The sequence below is a fragment of the Peptoniphilus sp. oral taxon 836 str. F0141 genome (assembly GCF_000179335.1).
Lineage (GTDB): Bacteria > Bacillota > Clostridia > Tissierellales > Peptoniphilaceae > Peptoniphilus_A > Peptoniphilus_A lacrimalis.
In genome coordinates, this window is record NZ_AEAA01000089.1 from 70,105 (window position 1) to 82,859 (window position 12,755).

At 30.6% G+C, this 12,755-nt stretch carries 13 protein-coding genes; 11 read left to right on the plus strand and 2 right to left on the minus strand.

Annotation, left to right across the window (positions count from 1 at the left end; translation table 11 throughout):
• Positions 1-14: 14 nt before the first annotated feature.
• The 9 genes from HMPREF9131_RS04125 to HMPREF9131_RS04165 all read left to right on the plus strand — a co-directional run bounded on the left by HMPREF9131_RS04125 (position 15) and on the right by HMPREF9131_RS04165 (position 7,919).
• A complete protein-coding gene (locus HMPREF9131_RS04125) occupies positions 15-665 on the plus strand; it encodes an O-methyltransferase (RefSeq protein WP_009345491.1) in 651 nt (216 codons plus the stop codon).
• Positions 658-1,890: a U32 family peptidase gene (locus tag HMPREF9131_RS04130; protein WP_009345601.1), complete on the plus strand. Its 1,233-nt coding sequence runs from the start codon at positions 658-660 to the stop codon at positions 1,888-1,890. Before HMPREF9131_RS04125 ends, HMPREF9131_RS04130 begins: the two co-directional genes overlap by 8 nt.
• Entirely contained in the window at positions 1,880-2,500 is a 621-nt protein-coding gene (gene udk / locus HMPREF9131_RS04135) for a uridine kinase (protein WP_009345498.1), read from the plus strand. Before HMPREF9131_RS04130 ends, udk begins: the two co-directional genes overlap by 11 nt.
• A gap of 338 nt (positions 2,501-2,838) precedes the next feature.
• On the plus strand, positions 2,839-4,179 hold the full coding sequence (gene rsxC, locus HMPREF9131_RS04140; RefSeq protein WP_009345594.1) for an electron transport complex subunit RsxC: 1,341 nt from the start codon (positions 2,839-2,841) through the stop codon (positions 4,177-4,179).
• Between the two features lie 9 nt (positions 4,180-4,188).
• Positions 4,189-5,181 carry an RnfABCDGE type electron transport complex subunit D gene (locus tag HMPREF9131_RS04145; protein WP_009345624.1) on the plus strand — a complete coding sequence of 331 codons (993 nt, stop codon included), beginning with the start codon at positions 4,189-4,191 and terminating at the stop codon, positions 5,179-5,181.
• Entirely contained in the window at positions 5,182-5,769 is a 588-nt protein-coding gene (locus HMPREF9131_RS04150; protein WP_009345577.1) for an FMN-binding protein, read from the plus strand.
• Between the two features lie 9 nt (positions 5,770-5,778).
• On the plus strand, positions 5,779-6,378 hold the full coding sequence (gene rsxE, locus HMPREF9131_RS04155) for an electron transport complex subunit RsxE (RefSeq protein WP_009345501.1): 600 nt from the start codon (positions 5,779-5,781) through the stop codon (positions 6,376-6,378).
• Positions 6,378-6,956 (plus strand): electron transport complex subunit RsxA, encoded by a 579-nt coding sequence (rsxA, locus tag HMPREF9131_RS04160; protein WP_009345562.1) that lies wholly within the window; start codon positions 6,378-6,380, stop codon positions 6,954-6,956. Before rsxE ends, rsxA begins: the two co-directional genes overlap by 1 nt.
• A gap of 9 nt (positions 6,957-6,965) precedes the next feature.
• Entirely contained in the window at positions 6,966-7,919 is a 954-nt protein-coding gene (locus tag HMPREF9131_RS04165) for an RnfABCDGE type electron transport complex subunit B (RefSeq protein WP_009345615.1), read from the plus strand.
• A gap of 232 nt (positions 7,920-8,151) precedes the next feature.
• Here the strand turns inward: HMPREF9131_RS04165 and HMPREF9131_RS04170 are convergent, their stop codons facing one another.
• Positions 8,152-8,949 carry a nitroreductase family protein gene (locus HMPREF9131_RS04170; RefSeq protein WP_009345537.1) on the minus strand — a complete coding sequence of 266 codons (798 nt, stop codon included), beginning with the start codon at positions 8,947-8,949 and terminating at the stop codon, positions 8,152-8,154.
• 100 nt (positions 8,950-9,049) lie between these two features.
• Here HMPREF9131_RS04170 and HMPREF9131_RS04175 point away from each other — a divergent pair, with 100 nt between their 5' ends.
• Positions 9,050-10,891 carry an ATP-dependent helicase gene (locus HMPREF9131_RS04175; RefSeq protein WP_009345631.1) on the plus strand — a complete coding sequence of 614 codons (1,842 nt, stop codon included), beginning with the start codon at positions 9,050-9,052 and terminating at the stop codon, positions 10,889-10,891.
• Between the two features lie 7 nt (positions 10,892-10,898).
• Positions 10,899-12,236 (plus strand): magnesium transporter, encoded by a 1,338-nt coding sequence (mgtE, locus tag HMPREF9131_RS04180; protein WP_009345490.1) that lies wholly within the window; start codon positions 10,899-10,901, stop codon positions 12,234-12,236.
• On the opposite strand, the gene HMPREF9131_RS04185 is transcribed toward mgtE, so the two are convergent.
• The gene (locus tag HMPREF9131_RS04185) at positions 12,233-12,751 is read right to left on the minus strand and encodes a GNAT family N-acetyltransferase (protein ID WP_009345521.1); all 519 of its coding nucleotides are present in this window, start codon (positions 12,749-12,751) and stop codon (positions 12,233-12,235) included. The genes mgtE and HMPREF9131_RS04185 overlap by 4 nt on opposite strands.
• Positions 12,752-12,755: the final 4 nt, after the last annotated feature.

Consider the following 12,755-nt stretch of genomic DNA (forward strand, 5'->3'; position numbering starts at 1 on the left):
AAAATGGTGATAAAATGACAAATGTAAATTATGATTATATTGAAAATTATATAAGGTCACTTATAGTTGACAAAGATGAAAAACTAAAAAAATTAAGAGAATATGCAAAAGACAACCATGTACCTATAGTGGAAGAAGAAACAGAATCGTTGATAAAATTTTTGGTTTCTACAAAAAAACCTAAAAGTGTTTTAGAACTTGGAACAGCTATTGGATATTCTGCAATTTCTTTTACAAAATCTTCACCATTTATCGAAAAATATATTAGTGTAGAAATAAAAGAAGAAATGTATAAAATTGCTATGGAAAATATTAAAGATTTTTCTTTAGAAGATAAGATAAAAGTTTTTTTAGAAGATGCCTATGTCTTTTTGAATAAGACCAGAGATTCATTTGATTTAATATTTATAGATGCTGCAAAGGGTCAATATGAAAATTATTTTGCAGAAGCCATAAATCATCTTAATAAGGATGGTTTAATAATATGCGATAATGTATTATTTAAAGGTATGATTGCAAATGATGATTTGGTAATAAGAAGAAAAATTACAATAGTCAGACGCTTAAGAGAATTTTTAGAAAAAATAGAAAAAAATGATGAGTTTATATCATCAATTGTTCCGATTGGTGATGGATTACTTTTAGTTAGGAGAGCTAATGGATAAAATAGAACTTTTAGCACCGGCGGGTGATATAAATAAATTAAAGACAGCTATAGAATATGGGGCAGATGCTGTTTATCTTGGTGGAGAGAGTTTTGGGTTAAGAAAAGCATCAAAAAACTTCACTCTTGATAAAATAAAAGAGGGTGCTGATTTTGCCCATGAAAGAGGGAAAAAAATCCATGTTACTTTAAACATAATCCCACACAACAAAGATATAGTTGGTTTAGAAGAATATGTAAAAGATTTGGAAAAAATTGGCGTTGATGCCCTTATAGTAGCAGATCCAGGAATGTTTATGAGAATTCACGAGGCAGCACCAAAGCTTCCTATTCATATCTCTACTCAAGGTTCAGTTACAAATTCTTCAACAGTAAGTTTCTGGCAAAAAATGGGAGCTCAAAGAGTTGTGCTTGCAAGAGAGCTTTCTTTAAAAGAGATTAAAGAGATAATAGGTGAGTGCGCAAATAAGATTGATATTGAAACATTTGCCCATGGTGCTATGTGTATGTCATATTCTGGAAGATGTTTATTATCAAATTATATGACAGGTCGTGATGCAAATATGGGAGATTGTGCTCAGCCCTGTCGTTATAAATATTATTTAATGGAAGAAAAAAGACCTGGAGAATATTTCCAATTGGAAGAGCATGACGAAGGAACTTTTATCATGAATTCAAAAGATCTCTGCATGATTGAACATATACCAGATCTTATTGAAGCTGGAATTAAATCTCTAAAAATTGAGGGTAGGGTTAAAAGTGAATATTATCTTGCAACAGTAGTAAGATCATATAGGATGGCTATAGATAAATACTATGAAGACCCTGAAAATTATAAGTTTGACCCTTACCTTTTAGAAGAAATAAAAAAAGTTTCTCATAGAGATTTTACAACTGGATTTTTCTATAATAAGGCAAATGAAAATTCTCAAGTTTATGAAACAAATTCATATATTAGAGAATATGATTTTATAGGTATAGTTCTAGATTATGATGAAAATTCTAAGATTGCCACAGTCGAAGAAAGGTCTAGGGTATTTAAGGGTACAGATGTAGAAATTTTTGGACCAGGCATTAAAGATTTTAAATTAAAGCTTGATTATATGACTGATGATAAGGATAATGAAATAGATGTAGCAAATAAAGCTAAACAAATTTTTAAGATAAAATCTCAATATCCTCTAAAAAAAGGATATTTAATTAGGAGACGAGCAGATGAAGAATAAAACATTATTGATTGGAATTTCAGGCGGCACTGGAAGTGGAAAATCAACTGTAACAAAAAAACTTGTCGAACTTATAAAGGAAGAAAATGTAGCAGTAATAGAAGAAGATTCATATTACAAAGACCAATCTAATATTTCCTTTGAAGAAAGAGTAAAAACAAACTATGACCATCCTTTTGCTTTTGATAACAAACTTTTGATTGAGCATCTAAAAGATTTGAAATCTGGAAAGAGTATAGAAAAACCACTATATGATTTTGGACTTCATAACAGAAAAAAAGAGACACTTTTAGTTGAGGCTAAGGAAGTTGTAATCTTAGAAGGAATACTCATCTTATCAGAGGAAGAAATAAGAAATCTCTTAGATATAAAAGTTTTTGTTGATACAGATTCAGACGTCAGAATAATCAGAAGAATTTTGAGGGATATAAAGGAAAGGGGAAGGTCTTTGGATTCTGTTATTTATCAATATATGAAAACTGTTAGGCCAGCCCACCTACAATTTATTGAGCCATCAAAAAAATATGCCGATATAATAATTCCTGAAGGCGGCTATAATGATGTGGCAATAGATTTAATATATCAAAAAATTAAGTCAATAATTGAATAATTATTATATAGAAAATCCAAAATTAATTTATTTTGGATTTTTTAATTGATTGAAATTTTCAAAAAACGATTTCAACAAAATTATTTTCTATCAATTAGTATTTAAAAAAATATAAAAAAATAGGGGATTTTAACCATGTATTTATTTTTTCTAATAGATAAATTAAAAAAATTTTTTGTTCTTATTTATGATAAAGACTATAAATTAGAACACTTAGGGGTTTATAAAGTGATATTTTTATTATTTTACATATACATAATGAAAAATTAGTGCTATAATGAAATCAAAGTTATTATTAAATAGCTATTATTTATTTGTTAAATAAGGGGTGAAGTTTTATGAGTTCAAGAAATCTCACGTTTTCTATTGGCGGAGTTCATATGGACGAACACAAAACTTTAACTGAGAAAATTGCAATTGAGAGGATGCCGGATCCTGAAATTGTTTACATACCTATGTCTCAGCATATAGGTGCCCCAAATACACCTACTGTAAAAAAGGGCGATAAGGTTAAAGTTGGTCAAATTGTGGGAAAATCTGATGCTTTTATTTCAGCTGCTGTTCATGCCAGTGTTTCAGGAGAGGTAATTGGTATTGAAAAAATGTACACAGCTGATGCAAGGTATTGTGACTGTGTAATCATTAAAAATGATGGTCTTGGAGAACAAGTTGAATTCAAACCATTTTTAGATTACAGAGAACATCCTGTTGATGATTTAATTCCTTTTGTGAAGGATATGGGAATCGTAGGAATGGGAGGAGCTGGTTTTCCTCTTCATGCTAAGCTGAAAGGTGAAAATCCTCCATTAGATGAATGTATAATAAATGGGGCTGAATGTGAGCCATTTTTAACATGCGACCATAGGATTATGTTAGAAAGAACTGAAGAAATATTAGAAGGTTTAGATATATTTTCTTTCTTTTATAATCAAAAGGTTTCATATATGGCGATTGAAGAAAATAAACCAGATGCCATAGCAAAAATGGAAGAAGTTATTTCAAAACATCCAAACTGGTCTCACTTGAAAGTTGTAGGATGTCAAACCAAATACCCTCAAGGTGATTCTAAGAGATTATCTGAAGCGGTAATTGGTAGAATTGTACCACAAAATGGGGTTACAAATGATGTTGGTTTGTTTTTAACAAACGTTGGAACAACACTTGCATTTTCTGAAGCAATGGTTAAAGGTAAGCCAACCTATGAACGTGTCATAACTGTTAGTGGTTCAGGTATTAAAGAACCCAAAAATATATTAGTAAAAATAGGAACTCCAGTAGGAGAAATTTTAGATTTCTGTGGTGGAGTTGTTGAAGATTATAAAGAAATTATTTGTGGCGGACCAATGACTGGTAAGTCTGTCTTTAATTTGAATTCTCCCATTACCAAAACTACTTCCGGTATCTTAGTTTTTACAGACAAGGAAGAAAATTCTATTGAAGAAAGTCCATGTATCAGATGCTCAAGATGTGTTGATCATTGCCCAGCTAATATCAACCCAACAGATATAAATGCAGCAATTTTACGTGGCAGACTAGATATTTGTGAAGAACTTCATGCAGATCAATGTATGGAGTGTGGAATATGCTCTTTTGTATGTCCTGCAAAAAGACACTTATCAGCATCAACAAAGCTTGCTAAGCGTGAATTAAAGATGGCTCAAAGAGCAAAGAGGAAATAGGAGGAGCAAATGGAAAATAATTTAAAAAAAGAAGTGACTGGTTCCGAATATTTTGTTTCACTGGCACCACATATTAGGTCTAATGATACCGTTAGAAAGATTATGCTAGATGTGATAATTGCACTTGTACCAGCAATTATTGGCTCAGTTTATTTCTTCGGTATGAGGTCTTTATTTTTAATATGTGTGTCATCTTTAGCTTGTGTTCTTACTGAATATGTCACTCAAAAATTACTTAAAAAACCCATTCAAATAGGTGATTTATCTGCCGTTGTTACAGGAATATTGATTGCTTTCAATGTACCTATTACAATGCCAGTATTTGAACTTATTTTTGGAGATATATTTGCAATTTTAATAGTAAAAGAATGTTTCGGTGGTATAGGATTTAACTTTATGAATCCAGCTTTGGCGGGAAGACTTGTGCTTATGGCTTCTTGGACAAAACGTATGACTGATTATCTTAGCCCTGAGATGGTTAAAAATGGAGTTAGCTCTTTAAGTCAAGTTGATATGGTAAGTGCTGCAACTCCATTAAAATTAATAGGTTCAGGAGCTTATGAAAAATTGCCATCACTTTTTAATATGGCTATAGGTAATATTGGTGGAGTTATAGGAGAAACATCTTCAATATTACTTTTACTTGGATTTTTATATCTAGTTATAAGAAAGGTTGTTTCAGTTCAAATTCCTGTAATTTATATTGGAGTATGTGCCATTACCCTTGTTATTTTGGGAATACCTATTGATGTTATACCTTATGAAATTTTGGCAGGAGGATTAATCTTGGGAGCTTGCTTTATGGCAACAGATTATGCTACAAATCCAATTACTAAAAAGGGCAGAATAATTTTTGCTATCGGTTGTGGATTTTTAACAGCCATAATAAGAGTTAAAGCATCTCTTCCTGAAGGTGTTTCATATGCAATATGTCTTATGAATATTTGCACACCTGTCATTGATAAATTTACAAGAACCCAAGCTTACGGGGAGGTCAAATAAATGAAAGAGCATATTAAATTTGGATTAATTCTTTTATTTTTCTGTGTATTTTCCGCCGGTCTTTTGTCAGTAGCAAATGGGTTTACGGCCCCAATTATTGCTCAAGCAGAACTTGAAAAAGCTCTTGCAAGTTATGAATCAATATTTGGAGATGCAGCAGATGATTTCAAAGAATATGACCAAGATAAACTTAATAAAATAAAAGAAGAAAACAAAGCAATTGATAAAATTTTTATAGCCCAAAAAGATGGCAAAGTTGTTGGTTATGGCATCAACTTTAAGGCAACAGGTTTCGGTGGAGATATGATAAATGCTATAGGAATTTTATTAGATGGTGATAAAATTGCTGGTTTTAGAAATATTTCAAATCAAGAAACCTCTGGTTTCGGTACGAGAATAACGACTGAAGAGTATTATCCGCTTTATGAAGGAAAATCTGCTGCGGGTCCTGTGGAATTATCACCAAACCCAGATAAGGAAAATCAAATTCCATGGCTTACTGGTGCAACAGTAACTTCTAAGGGAGTCCTTGCAGGGGATAATGCAGTTATAGATGTTTATAATAAGTATTTAAAAGAAGGAAAGTAGGTGGAGAAGTTGAAATTAAGTAAAGTATTTACAGATGCCATGCTCAAAAACAATCCGACTTTTATTCAATTGATAGGTCTTTGTTCAGTTCTTGCAATTACAAACAATGTTGTAAATTCTGTTTCAATGGGAATTGCAGTAACCTTTGTACTTATTATGTCAAATGGAGTTGTTTCAGCATTAAGAAATGTTATACCAGATAAAATTAGAATACCTTGTTTTATAGTTGTTATTGCAACTTTCGTTACATTAGTTCAAATGATCTTGCAAGCCTATGCAACCCCAATTTATTTAGCTCTTGGTATATTTTTACCATTAATAGTTGTAAACTGTTGTATTTTAGGTGAAGCTGAAGGATTCGCTTATAAGAACAAATTAATTCCATCATTAGTGGATGGTTTAGGAACAGGAGTAGGTTATACATTGGCTGTTTTAATAATGGGTGTTGTCCGTGAATTTTTTGGATATGGATCTTTATTAAACATTCAAATTATACCAAAAGAAATCTATCCAGGAATTGGGATTTTAGCTGCTCCTGCTGGAGCCTTCATACTTTTAGGTTTTGTTATAGCAGCTTTTAAAAACTTATTAACAAGGAGGGCAGATTGATGTTAAAGAGTATTTTTGTAATATTGGTATCTACAATTTTAGTTAATAATTACGTATTTGCACAATTTTTGGGAGTATGTCCTTTCTTGGGAGTTTCTGCAAAAGTTGATACAGCAATTGGTATGGGAATTGCAGTAACATTTGTAGTTGTTTTAGCTTCTGCCTTAACTTGGATGATTCAAATTTTTATACTAAATCCTTTAAATATTGCTTACTTACAGACAATAGCATTTATTCTTGTTATTGCATCTTTAGTACAATTTGTTGAAATGTTTATAAAAAAGGCATCGCCCGCTCTGTACACGGCAATGGGGGTTTACCTTCCACTTATTACAACAAACTGTGTTGTGCTTGGTGTAGCAGTTTTAAACATTCAAAAAGAATACAATTTAATAGAAACAATATTTTCAGGTTTTGGTGCTTCTGTGGGCTTTACTCTTGCATTACTTTTTATGTCATGTTTAAGAGAAAAACTTGCCATTGGTAATGTACCTAAAGCTTTGCAAGGAGTTCCTATAGCACTTGTTAGTGCAGGCCTAATGGCTTTAGCATTTTCAGGTTTTGGCGGATTGGTATAGGAGGAGAATATGGACTTAAAATCAATCTTATATCCTATTTTATTTTTGGGAATTACAGGATCATTTTTTGGGGTAATTCTTTCAGTAGCTTCAAAAATATTTTATATAAAACAAGACCCTAAGGTTATTGCAGTAAGAAATGCCCTACCTGGTGCCAACTGCGGTGCATGTGGTTTTCCAGGATGTGACGGTATGGCAAGTGCCATATGTAGTGGTAAGGCACCAGTAAATGGATGTGTTATTGGTGGTAATGATACAGCAGAAAAAATTGCAGAACTAATGGGTGTAAATGCAGGAAATGTTGAAAGAAATGTAGCCTGTGTTTTATGTCAAGGAACTTGTGGTAAGGCTAAAAATAAATATGATTATCATGACCTTGTTGATTGCAGATTAATTTCAGATTTTCAAAAAGGACAAAAAGCTTGTACATTTGGGTGCTGTGGCGGAGGAACTTGCGTATCTGTTTGTGAATTTGATGCCATACATATGGTAAATGGAGTTGCACAAGTAGACAAGGAAAAGTGCGTAGCTTGTATGAAGTGTATTAATATTTGTCCTAAGGGAATAATTAAATTAGTACCTTATAAATCTAAAACAGTTGTTAAGTGTATGTCTAATGATGTTGGTAAGATTGTAAGAGCTAACTGTAACATTGGATGTATATCATGTAAGATGTGTGAAAAGAACTGCCCTAAAGATGCAATTCATGTTGAAGATAACTTGGCAAGAATTGACTATGAAAAATGTATCAACTGTGGCAAGTGTGTTTCAGTATGTCCTACAGGAGCAATTTTCTGTGAATATCCGGACAGAGTTGCTAAGATGAAAGAAAGAGAAAAGGAAAGAAAACAAAAAGAAATGGAAGCAAAAAAGCTTGCAGCTCAAAAAGCTAAAGAAGAAACTCAAGCTGAACCTTCCACAAAAACGGCAACAGCAGTTTTAGAAAAAGAAGAAAATAAATAATTTTAGCTATTTCAAGCTCTCAGTTATAAGACTGGGAGCTTTTTTGATTCTTATAGTATGTCATATGAAAATATAAATTATAGTCTTTGCTATATATTTTTAACTGTAATTCAGATACCTCTAATAATAGAAGACTATATTAAGTATAAAAAGTAAGATGGGGAATAAAAATAGGGACTGCTCAGTCAGCGTCCCTATTTTAATGAAAATATTTATTTTATTTTTTTATGAATTATAATTTAAAATTACCTACTTGTAGATATTCTCCTTTATCTTCTAATTCAATATTCCATTTGTGACTTATGCCAATTGTTTTTGCCATTTCTTCAAAGTAGAATAAAATTATTCCCATATCTATTAATGAAGCTTTGTCTTCTCCTTCTTTTTTGACCATATAGGCATAAACTGATTCATCTTTTATCATAAATCTCCATGGTTGGAAATTTTTGTGGCTAGGTGCATATCTGATTGAGGAGAACAAGTCAAAAAGTCCCCTATTTTCAAGAAATTCGGCTGTTATAGGTTCTGATAAACTGCCTTTAGATACTATCTCTTCAACAGAAAGTCTTTCTTGAGTAACAGCTAAATCAAATAATTTTTTCTTTTTACCGTAACCTATAGCTATTAGATAATCAATATTTGCACCATTTTCACCAAATAATGATTTTTTTGTATTGTCATCTACTGCAAAAACAGTTATCCAGCAGGTGTCTAAATCCAAATTAACAATTTCGGTGTTTAGTTTTTCTAACAAATATCCACTTTTTAGAATATTTATTTCAGAGTCTTTATTAAATTCAAGACCTATGTAGTGGGGCGCTTCAATCATAACTCCATTATAGCCGGCTTTTCCGTCCAGTCCTTTATAAATTATGCTACCGTTTTCAAATAGATAAAATTTAGCCATCGCATCTAGATTATCTATTACTTTCATATTCTCTTTTATTTTAGCCAATACATCTGCAGGAATTTTCTTATTTTTAAAATCTCTAACAGATTTCCTTTTTTGTAAAAAATTTGTCATTAACATATTATCACTCCCATTATCTTTATTATAATACACTTGACCTTAAAAAAATAGATTTAAAAAACTAAAAAAATAGTATAGACTAATTATGGAGGGAATTTTTTTGGAACTTACAGAAAAACAAAAATTAGTAACTTTACATAGAGATGGACCGGCACTTGTTTTAGCTGTTCCTGGGGCAGGCAAGACGACTATACTTTTACACAGAACTTTAAATCTTATAAAAACGGGCGTAGATGCCAAAAGAATTTTAACTATAACTTTTTCTAAGGCAGCAACTAATGAAATGTCAAAGAGATTTTCTAAAATGTCTTCTAATTTGAATACTAATTTTTTAACTATTCATGCTTTTTCATATAAAATACTTCTTGATTATGCAAGGGTTCGTGGTAAAAATTATAAGCTTATTGAAGAAAAAAAATCATTGAAAAATCAGGTTTTAAAAAATATCTATATTTCAATTAATAATACTTATCCAACTGAAGATTTATTGGATATGACTTCTAATGAAATTTCCCTTTGTAAAAATTTGCTTCTTAATCCCTCATCTTTTGAGAACAATTTTAATTGTCAGACTGCTAATTTTCAAAAGATTTTTCTGTCTTATGAAAATTATAAGAAAGAAAATCATTATATTGATTTTGATGATATGCTAACTTTAACTTACAAAATTTTAAAAGATGATGCCTATTTTAAGAATAAGTACAGGTCTTATTTTGATTTTATTCAGCTCGATGAGGGTCAGGATACTTCTTATGTGCAATTTTTAATTTTAAAACTTTTGGCTAAGCCTAAAGATAATATTTTTATTGTTGCTGATGATGACCAAAGTATTTATGGTTTTAGAGGAGCAAAACCTGATGAATTATTGAAGTTAAATGAAACTTATAAGGATTTAAAAATCTATTATATGGAAGAGAATTTCAGGTCTTCAAAAAATATTGTTAATATTTCAAATTTATTTATTGGGCAAAATCAGAACCGTTTCAAAAAAGCTATTTGCACAAATAATGATTGGAAAAATCCAGTTGAGCTGATTAAACTAAAGAACTCTTTGGATCAGTACGAATTTATTAGGGATAAATTGCCGAAATTGCAAGGTAGCTGTGCAATTTTATATAGAAACAATCTATCTGCCATAGGTCTTGTTGAATTTTTGGAAAGAAACAATATTGATTTTAATATTAAAGATAACAAAAATAAGTTTTTCTCTCATTTTATAGTTAAGGATATAATTGATATTATTAATTTTTCAAATGACTTATCAAACTTAGCTCTCTATCAAAAATTTTATTACAAACTTGAAGGCTATATTTCAAAAAGGCATATTGCTTATTTAAAAAATAAAGTTACTGATAATATTTTTAAAGAATTAATGGCATATCCTAATTTGCCACCATATTATTTAAAAAATATTTCTAAACTTGCCAGTGATTTTAAAATATTAAAAAACATGAAATTATCTAAGGCTATATCTTTCATTCAATATGAAATGGGTTATAATAAGTATTTAGAGGAAAATGCAAAGAGACTCGGAGAAAATATGAATTCTATTTCTGAGTATCTATTTTATATAAGCTTGATTGGTGAAAATGCTAAAGATATTGATGAATTTATTGGTAGACTTAAACATTTGCAGTTTTTATTGAAAAAACCTAATGATTCAAATATAAATTTATTCCTCTCAACTATTCACTCATCAAAAGGATTAGAATTTACTAATGTATTTATGATTGATTTAATAGATGGAAATATTCCTTCTAAGAGTGCTATAGACATTTTGCCTGATGATACATTAGGATTAGAAGAGGAAAGACGATTATTTTATGTTGCTATGACAAGAACCAAGGAAAATCTTTTTTTAATATATCCTTACTATAGGAATAATATTAAAAATGAGATGTCAAGATTTCTGATTGAACTAGAAGGCTGTAGAGATAAGTGAGGTAAATATGGATAATATTTCAAAAGAGATAGGTGTGATAATTAAAGGAAGAGATGAGTTTCTAGCCAATAGATTATTTGAACAATACCATGTTGTTGATATTTTAGATGAACTTGAAGACTTATCCGATGAGAATCTTTTTAAATTTTTAAGGCTATGTAAAGATGTAAATGTGGCAGAAATTTTTGAAGTTTGTGACGAGGAATTTGCCGTAAGAATATCTAAATCATTTAATGATTTTCAGCTAATAGAAATATTTTCGCATATGAAAAATTCTGATGTGGCAGATCTTTTGGGATATTTACCCACAGTTAGGCGTAAAGAAATTTTAAAAATTATGAAGACATCAGATTCTAACATCTTGAAGATGATTTTGTCCTTTGACGAAGATACAGCAGGGGGCATAATGAGTACAAATTTTATCTCTTTAAGAGAAAATTTAACTGCCCAAGATGCCCTCAATAAAATTAAACAAATTTCTCCTGAAACAGAAATAATTGATGAAATTTTTATTACTGATTATATGCACAGGCTCAAAGGTTATGTAACTTTGAGGACAATTTTAACTGCAGATGATGAGGATCTACTAAAAGATTTATATGAACAATTGAATTTTTATGTGTACGGTAGAGATGATCAGGAAATTGCAGCTAACTTATTTACTAAATATGATTTGACAGTATTACCTGTTCTAAATCAAAATAAAGCAATCCTAGGGGTAATAACATCAGAAGATATTATCCCTGTAATTGAAGATGAGTTAAACGAAGATATGCTTGCTATGCATGGGGTGGGACATGAAGATCTAGATTCAGGAATTGTAAAATCTGTAAAATCCAGATTGCCGTGGCTTATCATAAACCTACTAACAGCATTTTTAGCTTCATCTGTTGTTAAACAATTTGAACCTACGATTTCAAAAGTTGTAGTTTTATCAGTAGCTATGCCTATAGTTACAGGTATGGGTGGAAACTCTGGAAGTCAGACCTTATCAATTGTATTAACTTCTCTTGCAAGGGGAGAGGTTTCCCTTAAGGAAGATTTTAATCTTATCATGAAAGAAATTATTCTTGGATTTTTGCAAGGGGCTGTCATTGGGATAATCACCGCTGGTATTTTTACGATGTGGTCTAATAATATATATTTAGCCATAATATTATTTTTATCTATGATTGGTAATATGATAATAGCAGGAATAACAGGATTTTTGATACCCCTATTACTTGATAAATTTAATATTGACCCTGCTGTTGCATCTTCCATTTTCTTAACGACATTTACAGATACCTGTGGATTTTTTATATTTCTAGGTCTTGCAACGATTTTTTTGAGGTACTTGGTTTAGGTTAGTTTTTTTTCAAAAGCTAACCTTTTATCTTTGCCGTCTATATAGATAATACCCCTGTATTTAAAAGCTAAAGATTTTAAAAGACCAAGCATGGGAAGATTTTCTTCATGAGTATCAATTCTTAAAATATCTATATTGTTATTTTTTGCAAATTTTTCTATCTCTTTAAAAAGAAATTTGCCATAGCCCTTACGGTGAATTTCTGATTTAGTAGCAAATCTATGAATAACTATATATGGTCCTTCATAGACCCATTTGCCATCAATATTATCATAATCTTTATCGTAATTTCTTAAAAGGGCTGTGGCAATTATATCATCACTTTCAAGAACGTATAGATTTTTATTTGTGATTAGTTCTTCTAAATTATCAAGATTAGGTTTCTTAGAGCCTTGCCATTGGTCCACTCCCAATTTATTTAAGGCTTTTGAGCCGTCATCATAAATTTTTAGTATTTTTTCTTTATCTGATTTTTTGCAAAGTCTAAAAATTATTTTATTATTTTCGTTCATGGAA

Coding starts and splice junctions, on each gene's coding strand:
- rsxA (WP_009345562.1), top strand. CDS start 6,378: ATGTTAAAGAGTATTTTTGTAATATTGGTATCTACAATTTTAGTTAAT.
- mgtE (WP_009345490.1), top strand. CDS start 10,899: ATGGATAATATTTCAAAAGAGATAGGTGTGATAATTAAAGGAAGAGAT.
- rsxC (WP_009345594.1), top strand. CDS start 2,839: ATGAGTTCAAGAAATCTCACGTTTTCTATTGGCGGAGTTCATATGGAC.
- HMPREF9131_RS04165 (WP_009345615.1), top strand. CDS start 6,966: ATGGACTTAAAATCAATCTTATATCCTATTTTATTTTTGGGAATTACA.
- udk (WP_009345498.1), top strand. CDS start 1,880: ATGAAGAATAAAACATTATTGATTGGAATTTCAGGCGGCACTGGAAGT.
- HMPREF9131_RS04125 (WP_009345491.1), top strand. CDS start 15: ATGACAAATGTAAATTATGATTATATTGAAAATTATATAAGGTCACTT.
- HMPREF9131_RS04145 (WP_009345624.1), top strand. CDS start 4,189: ATGGAAAATAATTTAAAAAAAGAAGTGACTGGTTCCGAATATTTTGTT.
- HMPREF9131_RS04130 (WP_009345601.1), top strand. CDS start 658: ATGGATAAAATAGAACTTTTAGCACCGGCGGGTGATATAAATAAATTA.
- HMPREF9131_RS04170 (WP_009345537.1), bottom strand. CDS start 8,949: ATGTTAATGACAAATTTTTTACAAAAAAGGAAATCTGTTAGAGATTTT.
- HMPREF9131_RS04185 (WP_009345521.1), bottom strand. CDS start 12,751: ATGAACGAAAATAATAAAATAATTTTTAGACTTTGCAAAAAATCAGAT.
- HMPREF9131_RS04150 (WP_009345577.1), top strand. CDS start 5,182: ATGAAAGAGCATATTAAATTTGGATTAATTCTTTTATTTTTCTGTGTA.